Source organism: Ephemeroptericola cinctiostellae (genome assembly GCF_003339525.1).
GTDB classification, from domain to species: Bacteria; Pseudomonadota; Gammaproteobacteria; order Burkholderiales; family Burkholderiaceae; genus Hydromonas; species Hydromonas cinctiostellae.
On the sequence record NZ_CP031124.1, the window covers coordinates 313,796 to 334,862 of the forward strand.

Here is a 21,067-nt window from a genome sequence, read left to right on the forward strand (position 1 = left end):
CAGCTCCCATCGAGATGTTCAACGGGTGTCAAATGCCACTCAACATCGCATATTAATTTGAAAAGCCATTTTTTTACGTGCGGGCCTTTTCAATGACGGGCTTAAAAAACGAAATGACTCTGCATTTCCTTTATTAAAGGATGCCTGCAAATTTCCAGCCCATCGCCTCACCTGCATTCAAAGGCACCAACGATTGCCCATCCACAAAACTCAAGGCATCAGGCAAGGTCCACTCTTCTTTAAGCAAACGGATCTTGCGGGCATTCAACGGCAAGCCATAAAATTGCGCCCCGAAAACACTCGAAAAACCTTCAAGTTTATCCAACGCATCCACTTGCTCAAAAGCCGTGGCGTACAACTCCATCGCATGCAACGCCGTGTAGCAACCCGCACACCCACATGCATTTTCTTTGGTGTGCTGCGCATGCGGTGCACTGTCTGTGCCCAAAAAAAAGCGCGGATTACCCGATGCCGCCGCCGCAATCAAGGCCTCACGGTGCGATTCGCGCTTAAGGATAGGCAAGCAAAAATAATGCGGGCGAATGCCGCCCACCAACATCGCATTGCGGTTGTAAAGCAAATGGTGAGCGGTGATCGTCGAAGCAATACCGTCCTCGCTGGTCGCCACGTATTCAGCCGCTTGGCGGGTCGTGATGTGCTCCAACACAACTTTTAATTTCGGATAGCGTGCGCGCAAAGGAATCAAGATGCGATCAATAAAAATGGCCTCACGGTCAAAAATATCGATGTCCACATCGGTCACTTCACCATGCACAAGCAACGGCAAGCCAAGCGCCTCCATCACCTCAAGTGCCGCCGAGCAACGACCCAATGACGTCACGCCCGCATCGGAGTTTGTCGTTGCGCCCGCAGGGTACAATTTAAAACCTTTAACACCCGCATTAAATGCGGCGTTCACATCCTCAGGGCTGGTGCGATCGGTCAAATACAAGGTCATCAATGGCGTGAAATTAACACCCTCGGGGAGGGCGGCCATGATGCGCGTTTGATACGCTGCCGCCATGTCAGCCGAAGTCACGGGTGGCTTTAAATTGGGCATGATCATCGCGCGCGCGAATTGGCGTGCGGTATGCGGCACAACGGTGTTTAGCGCATCGCCATCGCGCAGGTGCACGTGCATGTCGTCAGGTTGAATGATGTCTATGTGAGTGAGGGTCATGATCTGCCTTTGTTGCGGTGTTAAACCAATAAAACCGCAATTGTATAACTGTTCGGTTCAATTCCGTTCAAAGTTTGAAAAAAGCCATTGCTATTGTTTACTTTGCCTTTGCACCGTTCGATCCGCCACAGCCAAAGACCAAGCCATGAAAAAAGGGTGCAAAGCAAGGCGAATCAAAGGACAAGATGCCTTGTGAACAACGGCACCCACATTGAGCATCAGCCAGCCGTTACTTTAAACTTGTGGCTCAAATCCTTCGGCAACACCGCCAAAGCCGCGCCAATTTTCCGCGCAATGCTGCGGTAATGCTGGGCATGCACACTGTTTGGATTGGCTGCGACCGTGGGCTGACCGCGGTCTGCCTGTACGCGAATGTCCATTGCCAAAGGCAATTGACCAAGCAGCGGCACATCAAAGTCGGTGCTCATTTTCGCCGCCCCACCTGCACCAAAAATGGCTTCTTCGTGACCACAGTTAGAGCAAGTGTGTAAAGCCATGTTTTCCACCACACCCAAGACAGGGATGTTGGTTTTTTCAAACATTTTCAAGCCCTTGCGCGCATCCAGCAATGCCAAATCCTGCGGCGTGGTGACGATGACCGCACCCGTGACAGGGATTTTTTGCGACAAAGTCAACTGAATGTCGCCCGTGCCTGGCGGCATGTCGATGATGAGGTAATCTAAGTTGTCCCATGCGGTTTGTCCGAACAGTTGCTGCAACGCTTGCGACACCATCGGCCCGCGCCACGCCATGGGCGAATCACTGTCAATCAAAAAACCAATTGAACTGGCTTGAACGCCGTAGCGGGCAGGAGGCACCATTTTTTCGTCCGCATTCAATTCAGGTTTGCCCTCAAGTTGAAGCAACAGCGGCACCGACGGCCCATAAATGTCTGCATCCAACAGCCCCACGCGCGCGCCTTCATGCGCCAAAGCCAATGCAATGTTCACCGCCGTCGTGCTTTTGCCCACGCCGCCTTTACCTGAAGCCACCGCGATGACGTTTTTGACATTCGGCGCCACAGTTAAGCCCGCTTGCACCAAGTGCGCATCAATTTTTGTGCTGATGTCAATGTTCAAATCCATGTCCGCAGCAGTACACATGCGATCGCGCAAGTCATCGTGCTGACTGGCGCAGGCAAAAGGCAAAACCACTTCAATGGCGCGCGCACGGATCGACTTAATGGCACGCACTTGACCTAAAGTTAAAGCAGAATCACTGCTGATGGCGACCGCCTCAAGCGCTGCGCGCATTTGTTCTTCATTCATGGGTTTTCCCTGTGTTAAAATCTCAGTTGCTCAAAAAAGCAAAGCCTCTCGGCTCTGCTTTTTCAGTTCAAATTAAACATGCTGCGAACCGCTTCACCGCACTTTGGGTGAGCCCCTCGCAACATTTAGCCAAATCCGCCAACATTTCATCACGCAAACTTTTGAGCGGATGGCCGCATTCATTGCCCAGCCATTGCCCAGTCAAAAAGAAAAACACCATGTCAAATCAACGTCAAATTCTCGTCACATCCGCCTTGCCTTATGCCAATGGACAAATCCACATTGGTCATTTGGTCGAATACATTCAAACGGACGTTTGGGTGCGTTACCTCAAGCTGAACCAGCACGAAGTATACTACGTCGGCGCGGATGACACACACGGCGCGCCGATCATGCTCCGTGCGGAAAAAGAAGGCATCACACCCAAACAATTGATCGACACGGTGTGGACAGAACACAAACGCGATTTCGACGCATTTGGCATTTCGTTCGACAACTATTACAGCACCGACTCAGCTGAAAACCAAGTCCTCGCCAGCCAAATTTACAACGCACTCAAAGCCAACGACCTCATCGCCATCAAAGACGTTGAGCAATATTACGACCCCGTTAAAGAAATGTTTCTTGCCGATCGCTTCATCAAAGGCGAATGCCCAAAATGTCACTCAAAAGACCAATACGGCGATTCATGTGAAGTGTGCGGCTCGACTTACGCCCCAACCGACTTAATCAACCCGTTCTCAACCATTTCAGGCGCAACACCTGAACGCCGCACGTCTGAACACTATTTTTTCAAGCTCTCGGACGAACGCTGCGAAACATTCTTGCGAGGTTGGGTGCAAGGGTTGGCACAACAAGAAGCCACCAACAAAATGCAAGAATGGCTCGGCAGTAATGACGAGCACAAACTTGGTGACTGGGACATCTCTCGCGATGCACCGTACTTTGGCTTCGAAATTCCTGATGCACCTGGTAAATACTTCTACGTTTGGTTAGACGCACCCGTCGGCTACTACGCCAGCTTCAAAAACCTGTGCGACAAAAATGGCTTGGATTTTGATGCGTGGGTCAAACCCGACTCGAACACCGAGCAATACCACTTCATCGGCAAAGACATTTTGTATTTCCACACCTTGTTTTGGCCCGCCATGCTCAAGTTTTCAGGATTCCGCACGCCAACCAATGTGTTTGCACACGGCTTTTTGACCGTGGACGGTGCAAAAATGTCCAAATCACGCGGCACATTCATCACCGCCCACAGCTACATCGAAACAGGCATGAACCCCGAATGGCTGCGCTATTACTTCGCCGCCAAACTCAACGCCAGCATGGAAGACTTGGATTTGAACATGGACGACTTCATTGCCCGCACCAATTCCGACCTCGTTGGCAAATACGTCAACATCGCCAGCCGCGCCGCAGGCTTCCTCATCAAACGCTTTGACGGCAAAGTAGTCGACACCGCCATGAACCACGAGGTTTTAAACGGTTTGCGCGCCGCGCAAAGCACCATCGGTGAACTCTACGAAGCACGTGAATTTGGCAAAGCCATGCGCGCCATCATGGCCTTGACCGATGACGTGAACGTCTTCATCGACGCCAACAAACCATGGGAACTCGCCAAAGACGTGGAAAAAGCCACCGAGCTGCAAGCCGTGTGCAGCATCTGCCTCGAAGCATTCCGCATGTTGACCGTGTACTTGTCACCTGTTTTACCCGAAACCGCAGCGAAAGCCTACGCTTTCCTCAACATCGGCACGCAAACATGGGCGGACATCCACACGCCATTGAGCGCCGCACAAACCATCAACCCCTACACACACATGATGACACGCGTCGATGACAAGCAAATTGCCGCCTTGATTGCCGCCAACGCAGAATCACTGCAAGCGACCGACAGCACCAGCGCAACAAGCAATACAGCAAGCGCAGCCATTACACCCATTGCCGAAACGATCACCATCGATGATTTCACCAAAATCGATTTACGCATCGCAGCAATCCTCGACTGCAAAGCCGTCGAAGGCTCAACAAAGCTGCTTCAACTGACCTTGGATGCAGGAGAAGGCAAAACCCGCAACGTGTTCTCAGGCATCGCAGGCGCATACAAACCCGAAGACTTGATCGGCAAACTCACCGTCCTCGTCGCCAACCTTGCGCCGCGCAAAATGAAATTTGGCCTGTCCGAAGGCATGGTGCTGTGCGCCAGCGCTGCCGATGAAAAAACCACCCCAGGTTTGTACTTGCTCGAACCCAATGCAGGCGCACAACCAGGCATGCGTATTTCATAAGCCATGTCGTTACAACACGGCGTTTTGCACCTGCATTAAGCCTGCATAACGTAAAATGAACGAAAGTTTCACTAAAGATTCAAATAGTGTTTGACAGTTTTAAAAAACATCGCTAAAATCTCGTTCTGTTGTGTTAGCCCGTTTAGCTCATCTGGTAGAGCACCTGACTTGTAATCAGGGGGTGGTGGGTTCAAGTCCTGCAACGGGCACCAGAAATATTAAACCTCAGTCTTTTGACTGAGGTTTTTTGCATTTACGCACTCAATTGCCTATAATTGAGCCATCCCGCAGTGGTGCACTGATGTTAATTTGCACCACTGCTTATTTGGCTGATTTTTTTCTCCATCGGTTAGCAACCTTTGCGACCGACTTTTTTGGAACCCCCATGACTCGCGTTCACAACTTCTCCGCCGGCCCTGCCGCATTGCCCTTACCTGTTTTACAACAAATGCAAGCCGAAATGCTGGACTTCAAAGGCACGGGCATGAGCGTGATGGAAATGAGCCATCGTGGCCCCGTGTTTATGGAAGTGCTGAAACGTGCTTTTGACACCCTGCGCCGCCTGCTGAATGTACCTGAGAATTATGAAATTTTGTTTTTGCAAGGTGGTGCGCAAGGCGAAAATGCCATCATCCCCATGAATTTACTCGGCGGCGATCGCACCACATCCGATCACGTGATTTCGGGTGCATGGTCAATCAAAACCCAAAAAGAAGCGGAAAAGTACGGCGCATCCAACATCATCGCCAATGCCAATGACGGCGAAGGCCGTTACACCTACTTTCCCGAGCCCGATCAATGGCAATTGAGCGAGCGCAGCGCATATGTGTCGATTTGCACCAATGAAACCATCCACGGCGTGGAATGGTATCCGTCGGCAGAGTTGGCGGCGAAAATCGAAGCGAGCGGCTCGTTCCTCGTGGCGGACATGTCCTCGCACATCTTGTCGCGCCCAATCGACATCAGCCGCTACGGCGTGATTTATGGCGGCGCACAGAAAAATATTGGCCCATCAGGTCTGACCTTTGTGATTGTGCGCAATGACCTATTGGATCGTGCGCAATCCATTTGCCCATCTGCTTTCACATGGCGCAATGTGGCAGACAATGATTCCATGTTCAACACGCCACCGACCATGGCGATTTATTGTGCAGGTTTGGTGTTTGAATGGCTCGAAGCCAATGGCGGCTTAGAAGCCATGGCGCGCGTGAACGATGCAAAAGCCAAATTGTTGTACGACGCCATCGACAACAGCACTTTATACCGCAATGATGTGCACCCCGCATACCGTTCATGCATGAATGTGCCGTTTTTCCTCAATGATGAATCGCTGAACCAAGCCTTTTTGGACGGCGCAGCCGCCGCAGGCATGGCGGGTTTGAAGGGTCACAAAATGGTCGGCGGCATGCGCGCTTCGATTTACAACGCCGTATCGCTGGAATCGGTGCATGCACTGGTGGCGTATATGGAAGCGTTTGAACGCGATCACGCCTAATCCCATCACCGCCCAGATCAACCAAGCCACCAAGGTCAACCCAATGCCTGACAACCAAGCCCTGCAAACCGTCGATACCGAACTCGCGCCGTTGCGCGTCCAAATCGACGCCCTCGACACACAGCTCATCACCTTGCTAAATGAACGTGCCAAACTCGCACAAGCCGTCGGTCATGTGAAGCAAAAATACAAGCAACCCGTATTTCGCCCCGAGCGTGAGGCGCAGGTATTGGAAAAAATCGCCCAGCGCAACCCAGGCCCGCTGCCTTCGCATCACCTGCAAGCCCTGTGGCGTGAAGTCATGAGCGTATGCCGCGCGATGGAAGAAGCGGTCAAAGTCGCCTTCCTCGGCCCAGCAGGCACATACACCGAGCAAGCCATGGCGAAACAATTTGGCCACGCCATTCACGGCATTGATTGCAGCACCATCGACGACATTTTCCGCACGGTCGAAGCCGATGGTGCCGCTTTTGGCGTCGTCCCGATTGAAAACTCAATTGAGGGCGCGATCAACCGCACCATGGATTTGCTGCTATCCACACCATTAAAAATTTGCGGTGAAGTCTCTCTGGCGATCAACCACCATTTGCTGCAAATCACAGGCGACATGAGCGGCGTGACCACCATCGTCGCGCACCCACAAGCCTTGGCGCAATGCCACCACTGGCTCAAAGAACACTACCCGCACATCGAACAAAAACCCGTCGGCAGCAACGCCCAAGGCGCACAAATGGCGCAAAATGACCCAACCACAGCCGCCATCGCCAGCGACATCGCAGCCGCCACATACGGCCTGCAAACCGTCACCGCAGGCATCCAAGACGACGCCAACAACCGCACGCGTTTCATCGTCATCGGCAAGCAACTGTGCGGCACCAGTCCAAACGACAAAACGTCGCTCATCCTTGCCACCCCCAACAAAGCAGGCGCACTGTACGACCTGCTCGAACCGCTCGCCAAACACGGCGTGTCGATGCTGCGATTTGAATCACGCCCCGCCAAACAAAAGGGCTGGGAATACTTTTTCTATATTGATTTTGCAGGACACATCGAACAAGCCAATGTGCAAGCGGCACTGGCTCAATTGGAAGACAACTCGGCATTTTATAAATGTTTGGGGTCGTATCCTGTGACGAGTTAACCTATCATATTTGACTTGTAATCAAGAAAATCGAAAGATAAAAATGTCATCCGAAATAATTGCGTCAATTGGCACTATGCTTAGCGCGCTAATTTTAGCCACAGTAAGTTATTGGTTCACAAAAAAAAGAGAACGCGAAGCCGAATTACGTCGAGAGAAACTTGAACACTACAAAGAGTTTGTAGTATCAATCAACGGAGTAATGCGCGGAAATATTAATAAAGATGGAAAGCAATCCTTTTCAATTGCTTGCAACAAATTAAATCTTATTGCCCCGCAGCCCATCATTATTGCTTTGCAGGCATTCCAACAAGAAACAGCAGACAGTAATGTCGATAGAACTGATGATAGTAAGCACGACCGCCTGCTTTCCAATTTATTTTATGAAATGCGTAAAGACTTAGGGGTGACACCTAAAGATGATAGAGATACATTTAAAATTGGTCTTTGGGCTCCAAGTGAAACATCATCAAAGCTGAGCTCATAACTTTAATTTTGAAGCATGAGTATTTGCGTCTCGATCAATAAGTAAATATATGAAAACCTACATCACCCAACCTACCCCAAAAATCAACAGCCTCCTACTCATCGGCGCGGGTTTGATTGGCGGCTCCCTCACCCTCGCGCTCAAGCACGCGGGCGTGGTGCGTCACGTCATCGGCTCGGGACGCAGCGCAACGGTCATGGATGAAGCGGTGCGGCTCGGTGTGGTCGATGTGGCGGTCTATCGCGACACCCCCGAATTCATCCACGCGGTGAAAACCGCCGACGTCATCGTACTCGCCATGCCCGTGGGGCAAACGCGCGCCGTGTGTGAGCTGATCGCGCCACACATTCAGCCTGACACCCTCATCACCGACGTGGGCAGCACAAAAACCTCCGTATACAACGATGCACATGCCGCACTCGGTGACAAAATCGCACAATTCGTTTTAGCCCACCCCATCGCAGGTCGTGAAGTCAACGGCCCCGCAGCAGCTTTGGCCGATTTATACGTCAATAAAAAAGTCATGATTTGCCCGCACGCGCACAACCACACCGCCGACATCGACACCATCGCCGCACTGTGGCAAGCGACGGGCGCAAACGTGTATGAACTCAGCCTCGCCGCGCACGACGAAATTTTCGCCGCCGTATCGCACCTGCCGCACGTCCTCGCCTACGCGCTGATGAACCACGTCGCCGATTCGGATCTATCCACCGATAAATTCGCCATGGCAGGCGCAGGCTTTCGCGACTTCACCCGCATCGCTGCCGCCAGTCCTGAGATGTGGCGGGATGTGTGTTTGGCGAATAAAGATGCGATACTGGCGGAATTGGATGGGTATTTGAAGCATGCGCAAGAGTTACGGGAGATGATTGCTGTAGAAAATAGTGATGAAATGTTAGAGCTGTTTAAAAAAGCCAGTAGCAAACGATTGGCCTGGGGGAAAGAGAAATGATTAACTATGCATTTGGGGAATATTAAATGAAAAATAATTTTATTAAAATGGCTTTTGTTTTTAGTGGTTTTTTTTCAAGCATAGCTCAAGCCCAAAGTGTTGATAACAAACTTACAGGGCTTTCTGAGTTAGAGCTTATCAAGCAAAAAATTATGAGCAGCACGTCAGAAAAATTATTTTTAGGCTCAGGAATTACGCAAATCAAAGATGGTGTCGCTAAATATCGCCTTGCTCAGGGCGGATATTTTTCGTCAGGCACATCAATGAAAGGGGCAATAAGACTGTTTCAATCATGGTGCTCTGCAAACAATGGTGATTTTACTCAAGAGTCTAACAAAGTTGAGTTATCTTATTTTTTAAGCAATTTTTTATATTCAAACGTAGACGTAGATTCATTTGGCACTTTACTTTGCAAAACAAGCAAAACAAACCACACTTGGCTTTACAGTGAAAAAACCTTAAATCAAAGAACGTCATATGATGAACCTGAAAAATACATTTATGTTTTTGATGACAACGCCAGAACCGATGCTATAAATAAGGGCGTGCAGTTACGTAGCCAAAAAATTGCATTAGATGCAAGCAACTCAGAAAAGTACAAGAAGCTACAAACATGCTTGAATCAAGAAAAATCATTAGCACTAAAAAACTTAAACATTGGCTCAAAGTTGCAAGATGAAAGTTTAATAATTGACAAGAAAAATGACATGTTTTTTGTGCAAGCGCCCCCCCTGAACACAACCTCTTGGATTTTAAAAACAGACCTTACTATGAAACAATTGGTGGATAGTAAAAAGTGCAAATCGTTTAAATGAAACATATTATGGAACACATCAAACTCTCCCCCGCCACCTCCGCCCGTGGCGACATTAAACTGCCTGGCTCTAAAAGTATTTCCAACCGCGTATTGCTGCTTGCAGCATTATCGGCGAAAGGCGAAACCACACATGTGCGCGACGTGCTCGATTCAGATGACACGCGCGTAATGCTGGACGCGCTCAATACACTGGGCGTGCACGTCACTCAAGTTGCTGAGCACGATTACGATGTGATCGGTACGGGCGGTGATTTTCCGAATAAGGATGCGGATTTATTCATGGGCAATGCGGGCACGGCGATTCGTCCGTTGACGGCGGTGTTGGCATTGCAAAACGGGACGTACCATTTGCACGGTGTGCCGCGCATGCATGAGCGGCCGATTGGCGATTTGATTGAGGCATTGCAGCAGATTGGCGTGCAGGTTGAGTACAAAGACACGGTGGGTTATCCGCCGTTTGTGCTGTCGCCCGCTCAATTGCCTACGGGTGATTTGAGCTTGTCGATCAAGGGCAATGTGTCGAGCCAGTTCCTCACTGCAGTGTTGATGGCTGCGCCGTTGTTGGCAAAACAAACGCAACATTCAGTGACGGTGCATGTGATTGGCGAGTTGATTTCTAAGCCGTACATTGAGATCACGCTTAATTTAATGGCGCGTTTTGGCGTGAACGTGGTGCGGGATGGCTGGTCGTCGTTCACGGTGGCGGCGGATGCGGGATACACGTCGCCGAAAGAGATTTACGTTGAGGGCGATGCGTCGTCCGCCTCGTATTTTCTCGCGCTGGGTGCACTCGGTGGCGGGCCGCTGCGCGTGACGGGCGTGGGTTTGTCGAGCATTCAGGGCGACGTGAAATTCGCCAATGCGCTACAAATGATGGGCGCGAATGTGATGATGGGTGAGCATTGGATTGAGGTGCGCGGGATTCACCATGAAGATGACCCCGAGGAAACGCAACTCAAAGGGATCACCCTCGATTGCAATCACATTCCCGATGCGGCGATGACTTTGGCGACGGCGGCATTGTTCGCCAAAGGCACAACGACGTTGACCAACATCGCTTCGTGGCGCGTCAAAGAAACCGACCGTTTGAGCGCCATGGCGACTGAGCTGCGCAAAGTCGGTGCGACGGTCGAAGAGGGCAGCGATTACATCGTGATCACGCCACCCGCAGCAGACGGCTGGACACATGCTGAAATTGACACGTATGATGACCACCGCATGGCGATGTGCTTTTCCTTGGTGGCTTTATCAAAAGTCGGTGTGACGATCAATGACCCCAAATGTGTGGGCAAAACCTTTCCGACGTATTTTGAGGTGTTGGCAGGCTTACTTAATTGAGCACAATCCAATTAAAAAAGGGGAGCAGATGAAAAAAGCAATATGGGCTGGGTTGATGGCTTGGAGCACCGCAAGTTTGGCTGCGCCTCAGGTGTTGATGGATGCGACGAATGCCTATAAAAAAGGCGGGGCGCAGTCGTTTGTCGCCACACTTTTAAAAGATTCGGTGACTTTGCAATTGGCCAACATGTCCGCCGCCGATTTGCAGCGCAGCTTTGAAAGCATTGAAACCACCTGTGGCCCATTCACGGGCATGGATGTCGTCAGAGAAGTGGATGTTTCACCTCTGTCCAAAATGGTTTATTTTTCTTTAAATTATGGCAAATGTGCGCTGTTCAGCAATGCCCTTTTTTATAAAAGCGCCCAAGGTGAAGTGCTGGCGTCTGTGGCTGCGTACACCAACCCTTACACGGCGTGGCCTCGTTTTTTAATTGAAGGCAAGTAAAATGAACACCATCCAAGCCCAAACCTTCGGCGGTCAAATCCTCCGCGCCCACCTGCTGGGCAAAGACATATTCTACTGCCCAACTGATTTACACCCCCCGCCCACGCCTGCGCGCGGCGGTGTGCCTGTGTTGTTCCCACAGTTCGGCACGTTGGGGGCATTGACCAAGCATGGGTTTGCCCGCACGCAGGAATGGCAGGTGTTTTCGATGCTGGAGGGGTGCGTGTCGGCGAATTTGCTGTTGACCGAGCAAGCCGATTGGCCGCATCGGGCGCAGTTGAATGTGGATGCATCGATCGAGGATGAGCACATCGATATTTATTTTGAAGTGCGCAACGTTGGCGAGTCAGCATTTGAATGGACGGGCGGCATACACCCGTATTTTCTGGTGGGCGATGTGTTGCAAACGCGCGTTGAGGGATTACTGGAAACGCCTGTGTTGGATTTGGCAACAGTGAATCTCGCGAACACGGCGATCGATCAAGCACATGCGATCACCCCCGAAGTGCGCCTGTATTCGCCCAATGTGAATGTGTCTTTGACACAAGAGGGCTATGATGCGTGGCAGGTCTGGAATCCATCCGCGCAGCACCATTTGAATGACATCCCACATGCCGATTGGCAGCGCTTTTTGTGTGTTGAACCTGTGGTGTTGACACCCAAAACTTTGGCGGTCGGTGAGACTTGGGTTGGCCGCTTCACCATCACATTGATTGACGACATCAGTTGATGACATCGATTGATTGAATTTTTGGCATTTATTTATGGCTCTTAAGCACACAATTTTTAAAGTTGAACTGTCGATCGCAGACATGGATCGACATTATTACGAAACCCACAGTTTGACTGTGGCGCAGCACCCCTCTGAGACAGAAGAGCGCATGATGGTGCGTATTTTCGCCTTTGCGCGACATGCGCATGAGCGTTTGGTCTTTGCCAAAGGCCTGTCGGTCGACGATGAGCCCGATTTGTGGCAAAAAGATTACACGGAAGCCATTAATTTGTGGATAGATGTGGGTTTACCCGATGAAAAACGCGTTCGTAAGGCGAGCGGACGCTCTGATGCGGTTGCAGTGTATTTGTACGGCGGCAATATCGCGGACATGTGGTGGAAAGACAATGAGTCAAAAATGAAAGCGTTGCCAAAAATTTCGGTGTTCAATTTACCCGACACTGAGCCACTCAAGCAGCTGGTCAAACGCAATATGACTTTGCAATGCACCATCCAAGACGGTGAAATGTGGCTCAGTGATGAAACCGGTGCACATTTGATTGGGGTTGAAGTGTTGCAAGGGGCATAACTCAGAGAATGAAATGACAACGACAAACTTGAGCGTCTTAACAGCATGCATCATTCAACTGGAGCAACAATTACATCATCGTCCTCTAAGTGCCCAGCTGATTTCATCGCTATTAGCCGATGATTTCACAGAGTTTGGTCAGTCAGGATGCGTATATGACAAAGCACAGGTGATGGCGTTACTCAGTACGGCACCACCGACTCAAATCGAAAGTTCTGATTTTAAACTGCAAATTTTGTCCACCGATGCCGTTCTGTTGCGTTACCGCACTCAGCATACCCATAAACACAAACAAACCCTTAGAAGCTCCATTTGGCGAAATGAAAATGCGCAATGGCGCATGGTTTTTCACCAAAGCACACCCATCGTTGAGTAATCCGAAGGGCGATTTAGGATAAACCGCCTTTTCTTCACAGCAAAAACATCAAAATACCAGCCTGAAACCAGCCAATATCCGAGCAACATCACTTCATCGCCAATAACTGCTCCACATCGTGCGCAATAACGGGGGCGGTTGTGCCGTAAGGAATGGACACACGGGTGCGACCGTCGCTGTCGATCAGGTAGGCATTCGCGCTGTGATTCATGGTATAGAACGGCCCTGCACCCACTTTCTCATAAACGATGTTGAAATCTTTGGCGACTTTCTGCGTGCCCTCTGGACTGCTGTACGCCCCGATCACGGCGGGGTCAAATGCCGCCGCATACGCTTTCAACACTTCGGGCGTGTCGCGCTCGGGGTCAATGCTGACAAAGACAATGCGCAGGCGATCGGCATCGATTTTATTTTTAATCAACTCTTGTTTGACCAGTTTCATTGTGCCCAGCGTGGTTGGACACACGTCTGGGCATTGCGTGAAACCAAAAAACAGTGCGGTGACTTGCTTGGGCGCGGGTGCGCTGAGCTGCACCGTGCCACCACTGGCATTTTTGAGCTCGACCTGAGTCGCGTAACCTGATCCCGTCACATTTTGATTGAGGAATTGGGGTGAAGGGCTGCATGCGCTTAGAACGAAGACACAGCTGAAGGCAATCGCTTTAAAAGCAGATAAAACAGCCCTGCGCCCCATCATGGTTGTGTTCATTTGTAGGTTCTCCGCTGTTCGAGTTGCGATGTTAAACTTTCCAAGGACACGGTGTGCGTGTCCGACAATTGCTTCGGTGCTCGGACTTGCCACACTTGACCATACAGCACTTGCACACTGAGCTCACGTAAGCCTTGATCAAAAAGCTGCTGCAATTTCCCATGCCATATGCCGCGTGCATGTGCATCCATTGTGCGCAACTGTGGCAATAAAGCGTTGATGTCCTGCCACATCGTGGCGCAATCGGCATACGCCAAAGGCACGGATTCCACATCCAATACAGGCAAACCAAAACGCAAAGCCTGCAAACGCGCGCCTGCATCCATGATGTTCGGCCAGTGTGTGAGTAACTCAAGCCATTCAGGCTGCGCATTGACCAACTCAGGTAAGCCACCAGCGGCAAGATTGGCAAACAACAACACGCCGTCGTCGGCGAACCACTTCGGAAAATGCTCAAAATCACTCAGCACGTCTACTGAAGCTTCCAACGTGAGCGGCGCAAAAACAAGTTGCGCGGCGGGTTGATGGGGTTCGTTTGAAATCAATTGCGCCCATGTGATGTTGCTCACCTGCGAGCCCACGTTTAAGGTCTTTTTTAAACGCGACAACAAAGAGGGCGCTTCAGGGTGGTCACTGAGTTGCCATTGTGACAAGGGCGCATTTAAACCCTCACTGACAAAAGCTTCAGCAGGTAAAGGTGCAGGGCTGATTTCACGGATCAACGTGGGTAAAATTTTAATCGACACACTGCGCTCAATCAACCCACGCGCAACATAATGCACGAGAGCGGCGGGAATGCTGGGCTGGGCTGAGGGTGGTTTTTGAGAGGAGGGCATGGCGTGGTATGATGCGCAAATGAAAAACAACATTCTAACATGGTCACGCACCCAAACGATACGCGCCCGCAATCGACTGGCGCGCTGGGTGGGCGGCTGTGTGTACTGCGGTGACTCGGAGACGGCATGTGATTTTTCACCGAGGTTGTGCGCCCCTTGCGCCGACAAACTGACGGGACTGAATGTTCACCGCTGCGGACGATGCGCCGTGATGCTGATGACCGATGACGCGCTGTGTTTACCGTGCATGCAGTCACCACCCGCGTTGCGTCACACTTTTGCTTTCGCGGATTATCACACAGTCATGCAGCATTTGATTTTGAATTACAAATTCCACAACATGTTGCACGCCGCGCCTGTGCTCGCAGACATGATGCATGCGGCGTTGACTTTGTACGCGCAGCACCTGCGCCCTGATGTGGTTGTCCCCGTGCCTCAATTTGAGGGTTTGACCCACATGCGCGGCTTTGTGCCTTTGCAACATATTTTGCAACAGGTTGACCTCCAAGGGGTGTGGCTTGACCCACCACAGGTGAAAGCCAATGCGGTGACTCGCCTGCACCATGCCCATTTACAAGTCTCCAGCGCCCCCAAGCAGCGCCGCAAACAAATTAAAAACGCCTTTGCTGCGGTCTGTGACCTGACGGGGCAAGAGGTGTTGCTGATCGATGATGTGTACACCACAGGCGCAACGCTGAACGAGTTGGCGCGTGTTTGTTTGGAAGCGGGCGCGAAAAGCGTCGATGCGCTTGTGTTGGCACGTGGGCGCAAAGTAAAATAGCGACCACACCACGGTCAATGGCTCACATGCATCCAGCCACGACCGCACTCACTTGCGAAAGCCACAATGAACGCTGAAGACATCACCCAGTTGTACCGCCAAAAAAATTATGCCTTGGCCGAAAAAGAGGCCAAAGCAGCATTGCGACTCGACCCCAACAACGTGCACTTGCTGTACATTTATGCCTTGATCATGTCTGCGCAAATGCAATTTGCAGCCGCACTGGGTGCATGCAGTCGAATTTTGAAACAAGAGCCAAACCATGCTTACGCTTTATCTGCACTGGTGACCTGCTGCGTGCAATTGGGCTTGCCCGATTTAGCCGAAACGCACATCCAACAATTTTCACACACGGATTCACCCACCACCCAATCGTGGTTGGCTGGATTGTATGGCCATTTGGCCATGTACGATCGCGCCATCGACAACCAAAGCAAAGTCTGCGCGGCGCACCCAGATGACCCCTACGGTCGTTACACGCTGGGCACATTGCAAATGAGTGCGGGTCTGGTCGAGGAAGGCATGCGCAATTATCAACACCACGCCAGTCGCAACATGATGCGCGTTTATCGCACCGACATGTTGAACAACGGTTGGGACATTGAAAAGTATTGGGAAGGGCAATCCGTCGCAGGCAAAACCATTTTGATCTCGCCCATGGGTGGTTATGGCGATTTCATGCAGTTCTGCCGTTATGTCAAAGCACTCAAAGACATGGGTGCAGCGCGCATTTTGGGCTTAATGGGCAATCCACGCATTCATGGCTTGCTCCGTTCATGTGCGGATTTGGAAGTGATCGAGCACCATGAAGGGCACGAATTTGACTTTTGGACGGATCCATTTGGACTGTGTGCTTACCTTCAGCCCCGATACGGCTTCATGTCGCAAGACCGTTATTTAACGGCACCGTCATCGGATTGGGCACATCAAACCGTTCAAACCATTCAAGCACGCGCTGCGGGCAAACGTTGCATTGGCATTTCATGGTACAGCGACACCGCAGATGCAGGCACACGCAGCGTGCCTTTGGCGACGTTATTGCCTTTATTTGGCCTACCCGACATCCATTGGGTCATCATGCAACGCGGCTTGGCATTGGACGAATTTCGCGCCTCTGGCTTAGACCAGATGTGCAGCATCGTCAGTGAAGACGCCACCTTTGATGACACCGCAGCCATTGTCCAGCAGCTCGAAGCCGTGGTCAGCATTGATTCCTATATGACGCACCTCAGCGCAGCCATCGGTAAACCCGTGTATTTCATGGCCAGTCGCGCACTCGATTGGCGACACATGAACAATGAAACGCAATCGCCGTGGTATCCACGCACCACCATCGTCCGTCAGCCCACGATTGGCGATTGGCGCAGCGTGGTGCAACAACTGTGCACCTTGCTGACCCCCACCACGCCCAACGCATAAACACTTAGAAACGCCACACCATGTTCAATCTCGTCCTCGTTCAACCCGAAATCCCCCCCAATACGGGCAACATCATCCGTTTATGTGCCAACACAGGCGCACAATTGCACCTCATCAAACCGCTTGGTTTTCCACTGGATGATGCGCGCATGCGCCGCGCAGGGCTGGATTACCATGAATTTTCCGATCTGAAAGTGTACGAAAACTGGCAAGACTTCATCGACACAGCGCAACCAGAGGCCACACGGATGTTTGCCTTGACCACCAAAGGCTCTGACGTGCTGTCAAAAACGAGCTTTCAAGCCAATGATTGGTTTGTTTTTGGCTCTGAAACCAGCGGTTTGCCCGACCATGTGCGTGATTTTTTCCCTTTAGTACAACGCATCCGCTTGCCCATGATGCCAAACAACCGCAGCTTGAATTTGTCCAACACAGCCGCCATCATTGTTTATGAAGCATGGCGGCAATGTGGTTTCGCGGGTGGGCAATAAGCCGTGAGTGGGCTTTCAGGATCGGATCAGCATCAAATCGATTGGCATGCACCGTGGTTGGCGCACATCTCCCCGTGCGCAGAACTGGCGAGCAGTGCTGATTTAATCGCCACACTCAACCAGCGCATTGCAGGCAAAGCCTATCTGACAGGTGCGGGCCAGCCTTTGCACTTCATTCCACAAAATGACTTGCCCGAGGGCGAGGCGTATGAAGCGCACATTGCCGCCACAGGTGGCGTGCCGACCCGTTTGAATTTGCACGACCTCTTCAATGCATGTGTTTGGCTGACGTTCCCAAAAACCAAAGCAGTGCTCAATCAACGCCAAGCCGAACAACTCGCAGCCCTTGGTGTGCAACACACCCGTGGCGTGGCACGCGATGCGCTGACACTGTTCGACGAAAATGCAGCCGTTTTGGTGGTGAGCGGCCCCAGCATTGGCCATGCGCTGCGTGCTTTTGATTGGCACAATGCGTTGATCGCCCCACGTGCCGATTGGGACACACCCTTCAAGCCCCGCGCCCATGCCAAAGCCGCGTTGTACGCGTTCGGTCACGCACTCATGGAAAAACTCACCGCCCCACGCAAGGCGATTTGCGCCCACACATGGGTGGTGAAGGTCGATACAGACTGGTTTTCATTGCCACAAGCCGCACGTTTGCTTACGCTTGATGTGATGTTGGCACAGCACATTCGCACATGGGACATCAACCCGCGTGACTTTTGCCCGCTCCCCATGCTCGGCGTACCGCATTTTTGGGCGGACAATGCGGACGAAACGTTTTACAATGACGAACGCGTGTTTCGCAGTGGGCGAATGCGTTTACAGACATCCGTACAGGCTGAGTGAGTCCTCTCAACCTGTGCATACAACCCGCCACCTCATACCTTAAAGGCACATCATGGCAGTCAATTTCCCCAGCATCCATGCTGAACAACTTCACCCCGTCGCAGGCGTTGAACTTGGTTTCGCCCAAGCAGGCATTCGCAAAGCCGACAAAAAAGACGTGCTGGTGATTCGCCTCGCTGAAGGCACGTCCGTTTCAGGCGTGTTCACCACCAATGCCTTCTGCGCCGCGCCCGTGCGCGTGTGCAAAGCACATTTGTCACAACGCGACAGCATCCGCGCCTTGGTGGTCAACACAGGCTGCGCCAATGCAGGCACAGGTGCACTGGGTTTGGCCAACGCCGAAAAAACATGTGCTGAACTGGCACAATTGCTGGGCATCAAAGACGAACAAGTGCTGCCATTTTCCACGGGCGTGATCCTTGAACACCTGCCCATGGATCGCTTGCTCGCGGGTCTGCCTGCGGCCATCACCAATTTAAAAGAAGACAATTGGTACAACGCGGCACAAGCCATCATGACCACCGACACCTTGCCCAAAGCCGTGTCCAAACAAATCACATTGCAAGGCAAAACCATCACGCTCACGGGCATTTCCAAAGGTGCGGGCATGATTAAGCCGAACATGGCCACCATGCTCGGCTACCTTGCCACTGATGCGGGCATCGCACAAACCGATTTAGACGCCCTCACCAAAACCATCGCCAACGGCTCATTCAACAGCATCACCATCGACGGCGACACCTCAACCAACGACTCATTCATCGTCATGGCCACGGGTCAAAGCGGGGTCACGCTTGAACAAGGCACAGCCGATTTTGAAGCGTTCGCCACCGTCCTGCAAGCCACCGCCACCGAACTCGCTCAACTCATCGTGCGCGACGGCGAGGGCGCAACCAAATTCATGAGCATCGTCGTTGAACACGCTGAAAACTACGCCGAAGCCAAACGCATCGCCTACAGCGTTGCGCATTCACCCTTGGTCAAAACCGCCTTCTACGCCTGCGACCCCAACCTCGGCCGCATCCTCGCGGCCATCGGCTATGCGGGTGTGAAAGACTTGGATGTCGATGCCATTGATGTGTACTTGGATGACGTCCACGTCGCCACCCAAGGCGGTCGCCACCCCGACTACACCGAAGCCCAAGGTCAAGCCGTCATGAACCAAGCCGAAATCACCGTGCGGATTGTTTTGAATCGCGGCGAGGTCAACGCCACCGTGTGGACCTGTGATTTTTCGCACGAGTATGTGACGATTAATGCGGATTATCGAAGCTAATCAACATGAGAAAAAACGGGAAAAGCAACGATTGGCTTTTCCCGTTTCTCATTTAACCATTTCGCCACAACGTTTAGCTTGAGGCAAGCACACAAGAATGCATTCTTTTTTAATCGAGCCTGATCGCATGAACACCACATTATTAGACCAAACCCTCCAAAAGCTCAGTAATGCGCTTGATCGCGCCCAGCTTTTACTGCCTTCAACAGCTCAAGACGTCGATTGGTCATGCCACGCTTACCTCTGGCAAGTGCGTCATGGGCGCGGTTACCTTGAAGGCTTGCAAGAGCCGCGTTTGCAAAATTTGGATGAACTTAAATCCATTGACCGCCAAAAAAATGCGGTGTTACAAAACACTTTGCAATTCATTCATCGCCTGCCTGCTAATCATGTGCTGCTCACGGGCGCGCGGGGCACGGGCAAGTCGTCGCTGGTGCGGGCGTGCTTGGCGGCCTATGCGCCACAAGGACTGCGGGTGATTGAAGTCGAGAAAGACCATTTGCACGACCTGCCATTGATTGTCGATTTGATTCGTCACCGCCCTGAGCGGTTCATCGTCTTTTGCGATGACCTGTCGTTCGAGACGCAAGACACGGGTTACAAGTCCTTAAAAACGGTGCTTGATGGTTCGTTCAATGGTTACGCAGACAATGTCTTGGTGTACGCGACATCGAACCGCCGCCATTTGCTGCCTGAGTACGATACGGACAATTTGGGCTATACGCACACAACGGACAATGAGCTGCATCCCTCCGAAACCGTGGAGGAGAAAATCGCGCTATCAGAGCGGTTTGGCCTGTGGTTGAGTTTCTACCCGTTCAAACAAGACGATTATTTGGACATCGTCGCCGATGCGCTCCAGCGTTTGGGTTGGGCGGCAAGTAATAATGAGGAGGCTTTGGCGATGCGCACAGAAGCCTTGCAATTCACGCTTGAACGCGGCTCCCGCAGCGCGCGGGTGGCGCAACATTTTGCCCGTCAATGGGCGGGTCAACATTTATTCAAACAGGTTCAAGCATGACGACAAGCACAACAACCCAAGTCAAACGCATCGATGTGGCGGTCGGCGTGCTGCGCAATGCACAAGGGGAATATTTGTTTGCGCAACGCCCTGAGGGCAAACCGATGGCGGGCTACTGGGAGTTCCCTGGTGGCAAAGTGGAGGCGGGCGAGTCCATTCATGATGCGTTGGCACGCGAGTTGCACGAGGAATTGGGCATTGACATTGGTGGCTCAACGCATTGGCTGGAAGTTGAACATGTCTATCCACACGCCCATGTGCTGCTGCATTTTCGCATCATCACCGATTGGCAAGGCGAACCGCATGGCCGTGAAAATCAAGATTTACATTGGCAAAGGTTGTTGATCAGTGCCGATGGCTCCGTCGACACCCCATCAACCGAACCGATTTTGCCCGCCACGGTGCCACTGCTCCCGCGTTTAGCGCAACTCTAAATCCATTGTGTTACGTAGTTTGCACAGCAGCATTCAAAGTTTTTTAAAGCCCTTTTTCTGACGCCATTTTTCTGATACTGTTGATATTGAAACCCTAAAATATTCCGTCATGGTGAGCTTGACACGGCACTCCCCAACAGGAGATTGCGAGTCAAGC

22 protein-coding genes and 1 tRNA gene are annotated in these 21,067 nt (G+C 51.7%); 19 read left to right on the top strand and 4 right to left on the bottom strand.

The window, feature by feature from the left end; genetic code table 11:
• Positions 1-133: 133 nt before the first annotated feature.
• Positions 134-1,180, bottom strand: coding sequence for a dihydroorotase (gene pyrC / locus DTO96_RS01595; RefSeq protein ID WP_114561893.1), 1,047 nt, complete (start codon positions 1,178-1,180; stop codon positions 134-136).
• Between the two features lie 218 nt (positions 1,181-1,398).
• Entirely contained in the window at positions 1,399-2,448 is a 1,050-nt protein-coding gene (gene apbC, locus DTO96_RS01600; protein ID WP_114561894.1) for an iron-sulfur cluster carrier protein ApbC, read from the bottom strand.
• 218 nt (positions 2,449-2,666) lie between these two features.
• Here apbC and metG point away from each other — a divergent pair, with 218 nt between their 5' ends.
• The 12 genes from metG (at position 2,667) to DTO96_RS01660 (ending at position 13,094) form a co-directional block, all read left to right on the top strand.
• A complete protein-coding gene (gene metG, locus DTO96_RS01605; RefSeq protein WP_114561895.1) occupies positions 2,667-4,739 on the top strand; it encodes a methionine--tRNA ligase in 2,073 nt (690 codons plus the stop codon).
• A 136-nt stretch (positions 4,740-4,875) separates the two neighbouring features.
• A tRNA-Thr gene (locus tag DTO96_RS01610) sits at positions 4,876-4,951 on the top strand.
• Positions 4,952-5,124: 173 nt separating this feature from the next.
• Positions 5,125-6,234: a 3-phosphoserine/phosphohydroxythreonine transaminase gene (serC, locus tag DTO96_RS01615; RefSeq protein ID WP_114563874.1), complete on the top strand. Its 1,110-nt coding sequence runs from the start codon at positions 5,125-5,127 to the stop codon at positions 6,232-6,234.
• A gap of 43 nt (positions 6,235-6,277) precedes the next feature.
• The gene (gene pheA, locus DTO96_RS01620) at positions 6,278-7,375 is read left to right on the top strand and encodes a prephenate dehydratase (protein ID WP_114563875.1); all 1,098 of its coding nucleotides are present in this window, start codon (positions 6,278-6,280) and stop codon (positions 7,373-7,375) included.
• A gap of 43 nt (positions 7,376-7,418) precedes the next feature.
• Complete coding sequence (locus DTO96_RS01625; RefSeq protein ID WP_114561896.1) at positions 7,419-7,862, top strand: hypothetical protein; 444 nt, start codon at positions 7,419-7,421, stop codon at positions 7,860-7,862.
• Positions 7,863-7,911: 49 nt separating this feature from the next.
• Positions 7,912-8,817: a prephenate dehydrogenase gene (locus tag DTO96_RS01630; protein ID WP_114561897.1), complete on the top strand. Its 906-nt coding sequence runs from the start codon at positions 7,912-7,914 to the stop codon at positions 8,815-8,817.
• A gap of 26 nt (positions 8,818-8,843) precedes the next feature.
• A complete protein-coding gene (locus DTO96_RS01635) occupies positions 8,844-9,632 on the top strand; it encodes a hypothetical protein (RefSeq protein WP_114561898.1) in 789 nt (262 codons plus the stop codon).
• 8 nt (positions 9,633-9,640) lie between these two features.
• Positions 9,641-10,972 (top strand): 3-phosphoshikimate 1-carboxyvinyltransferase, encoded by a 1,332-nt coding sequence (aroA, locus tag DTO96_RS01640; protein ID WP_114561899.1) that lies wholly within the window; start codon positions 9,641-9,643, stop codon positions 10,970-10,972.
• A gap of 28 nt (positions 10,973-11,000) precedes the next feature.
• Positions 11,001-11,417 (top strand): hypothetical protein, encoded by a 417-nt coding sequence (locus DTO96_RS01645; protein WP_114561900.1) that lies wholly within the window; start codon positions 11,001-11,003, stop codon positions 11,415-11,417.
• A gap of 1 nt (position 11,418) precedes the next feature.
• Positions 11,419-12,147, top strand: a complete 729-nt coding sequence (locus tag DTO96_RS01650) for an aldose epimerase family protein (protein ID WP_114561901.1) — start codon at positions 11,419-11,421, stop codon at positions 12,145-12,147.
• Positions 12,148-12,181: 34 nt separating this feature from the next.
• A complete protein-coding gene (locus DTO96_RS01655) occupies positions 12,182-12,718 on the top strand; it encodes a YaeQ family protein (RefSeq protein WP_114561902.1) in 537 nt (178 codons plus the stop codon).
• 13 nt (positions 12,719-12,731) lie between these two features.
• Entirely contained in the window at positions 12,732-13,094 is a 363-nt protein-coding gene (locus DTO96_RS01660; protein WP_114561903.1) for a nuclear transport factor 2 family protein, read from the top strand.
• Between the two features lie 88 nt (positions 13,095-13,182).
• On the opposite strand, the gene DTO96_RS01665 is transcribed toward DTO96_RS01660, so the two are convergent.
• Positions 13,183-13,803, bottom strand: coding sequence for an SCO family protein (locus DTO96_RS01665; protein ID WP_114561904.1), 621 nt, complete (start codon positions 13,801-13,803; stop codon positions 13,183-13,185).
• Positions 13,800-14,639, bottom strand: a complete 840-nt coding sequence (locus DTO96_RS01670; protein WP_114561905.1) for a hypothetical protein — start codon at positions 14,637-14,639, stop codon at positions 13,800-13,802. The genes DTO96_RS01665 and DTO96_RS01670 overlap by 4 nt, the downstream gene beginning before the upstream one ends.
• On the opposite strand from DTO96_RS01670, the gene DTO96_RS01675 reads away from it, so the two are divergent.
• The 7 genes from DTO96_RS01675 (at position 14,638) to mutT (ending at position 20,910) form a co-directional block, all read left to right on the top strand.
• Positions 14,638-15,420 carry a ComF family protein gene (locus tag DTO96_RS01675; RefSeq protein WP_114561906.1) on the top strand — a complete coding sequence of 261 codons (783 nt, stop codon included), beginning with the start codon at positions 14,638-14,640 and terminating at the stop codon, positions 15,418-15,420. The genes DTO96_RS01670 and DTO96_RS01675 overlap by 2 nt on opposite strands.
• A gap of 66 nt (positions 15,421-15,486) precedes the next feature.
• A complete protein-coding gene (locus DTO96_RS01680; protein ID WP_114561907.1) occupies positions 15,487-16,839 on the top strand; it encodes a tetratricopeptide repeat protein in 1,353 nt (450 codons plus the stop codon).
• 20 nt (positions 16,840-16,859) lie between these two features.
• Positions 16,860-17,330 carry a tRNA (uridine(34)/cytosine(34)/5-carboxymethylaminomethyluridine(34)-2'-O)-methyltransferase TrmL gene (gene trmL, locus DTO96_RS01685; protein ID WP_114561908.1) on the top strand — a complete coding sequence of 157 codons (471 nt, stop codon included), beginning with the start codon at positions 16,860-16,862 and terminating at the stop codon, positions 17,328-17,330.
• Between the two features lie 3 nt (positions 17,331-17,333).
• Positions 17,334-18,179, top strand: a complete 846-nt coding sequence (locus DTO96_RS01690; RefSeq protein ID WP_114561909.1) for a DUF3025 domain-containing protein — start codon at positions 17,334-17,336, stop codon at positions 18,177-18,179.
• Positions 18,180-18,231: 52 nt separating this feature from the next.
• The gene (argJ, locus tag DTO96_RS01695; protein WP_114561910.1) at positions 18,232-19,455 is read left to right on the top strand and encodes a bifunctional glutamate N-acetyltransferase/amino-acid acetyltransferase ArgJ; all 1,224 of its coding nucleotides are present in this window, start codon (positions 18,232-18,234) and stop codon (positions 19,453-19,455) included.
• Between the two features lie 127 nt (positions 19,456-19,582).
• Positions 19,583-20,476: an ATP-binding protein gene (locus DTO96_RS01700; RefSeq protein ID WP_114563876.1), complete on the top strand. Its 894-nt coding sequence runs from the start codon at positions 19,583-19,585 to the stop codon at positions 20,474-20,476.
• Positions 20,473-20,910: an 8-oxo-dGTP diphosphatase MutT gene (gene mutT, locus DTO96_RS01705; RefSeq protein ID WP_114561911.1), complete on the top strand. Its 438-nt coding sequence runs from the start codon at positions 20,473-20,475 to the stop codon at positions 20,908-20,910. The genes DTO96_RS01700 and mutT overlap by 4 nt, the downstream gene beginning before the upstream one ends.
• Positions 20,911-21,067: the final 157 nt, after the last annotated feature.

Bases quoted from the DNA above. Each gene is read 5' to 3' on its own strand.
- apbC (WP_114561894.1), bottom strand. From the start codon at position 2,448: ATGAATGAAGAACAAATGCGCGCAGCGCTTGAGGCGGTCGCCATCAGC.
- DTO96_RS01680 (WP_114561907.1), top strand. From the start codon at position 15,487: ATGAACGCTGAAGACATCACCCAGTTGTACCGCCAAAAAAATTATGCC.
- DTO96_RS01655 (WP_114561902.1), top strand. From the start codon at position 12,182: ATGGCTCTTAAGCACACAATTTTTAAAGTTGAACTGTCGATCGCAGAC.
- DTO96_RS01635 (WP_114561898.1), top strand. From the start codon at position 8,844: ATGAAAAATAATTTTATTAAAATGGCTTTTGTTTTTAGTGGTTTTTTT.
- aroA (WP_114561899.1), top strand. From the start codon at position 9,641: ATGGAACACATCAAACTCTCCCCCGCCACCTCCGCCCGTGGCGACATT.
- DTO96_RS01675 (WP_114561906.1), top strand. From the start codon at position 14,638: ATGGCGTGGTATGATGCGCAAATGAAAAACAACATTCTAACATGGTCA.
- DTO96_RS01665 (WP_114561904.1), bottom strand. From the start codon at position 13,803: ATGAACACAACCATGATGGGGCGCAGGGCTGTTTTATCTGCTTTTAAA.
- metG (WP_114561895.1), top strand. From the start codon at position 2,667: ATGTCAAATCAACGTCAAATTCTCGTCACATCCGCCTTGCCTTATGCC.
- DTO96_RS01625 (WP_114561896.1), top strand. From the start codon at position 7,419: ATGTCATCCGAAATAATTGCGTCAATTGGCACTATGCTTAGCGCGCTA.
- DTO96_RS01630 (WP_114561897.1), top strand. From the start codon at position 7,912: ATGAAAACCTACATCACCCAACCTACCCCAAAAATCAACAGCCTCCTA.
- DTO96_RS01670 (WP_114561905.1), bottom strand. From the start codon at position 14,639: ATGCCCTCCTCTCAAAAACCACCCTCAGCCCAGCCCAGCATTCCCGCC.
- DTO96_RS01645 (WP_114561900.1), top strand. From the start codon at position 11,001: ATGAAAAAAGCAATATGGGCTGGGTTGATGGCTTGGAGCACCGCAAGT.
- pheA (WP_114563875.1), top strand. From the start codon at position 6,278: ATGCCTGACAACCAAGCCCTGCAAACCGTCGATACCGAACTCGCGCCG.
- DTO96_RS01650 (WP_114561901.1), top strand. From the start codon at position 11,419: ATGAACACCATCCAAGCCCAAACCTTCGGCGGTCAAATCCTCCGCGCC.
- trmL (WP_114561908.1), top strand. From the start codon at position 16,860: ATGTTCAATCTCGTCCTCGTTCAACCCGAAATCCCCCCCAATACGGGC.
- argJ (WP_114561910.1), top strand. From the start codon at position 18,232: ATGGCAGTCAATTTCCCCAGCATCCATGCTGAACAACTTCACCCCGTC.
- DTO96_RS01660 (WP_114561903.1), top strand. From the start codon at position 12,732: ATGACAACGACAAACTTGAGCGTCTTAACAGCATGCATCATTCAACTG.
- serC (WP_114563874.1), top strand. From the start codon at position 5,125: ATGACTCGCGTTCACAACTTCTCCGCCGGCCCTGCCGCATTGCCCTTA.
- mutT (WP_114561911.1), top strand. From the start codon at position 20,473: ATGACGACAAGCACAACAACCCAAGTCAAACGCATCGATGTGGCGGTC.
- pyrC (WP_114561893.1), bottom strand. From the start codon at position 1,180: ATGACCCTCACTCACATAGACATCATTCAACCTGACGACATGCACGTG.
- DTO96_RS01700 (WP_114563876.1), top strand. From the start codon at position 19,583: ATGAACACCACATTATTAGACCAAACCCTCCAAAAGCTCAGTAATGCG.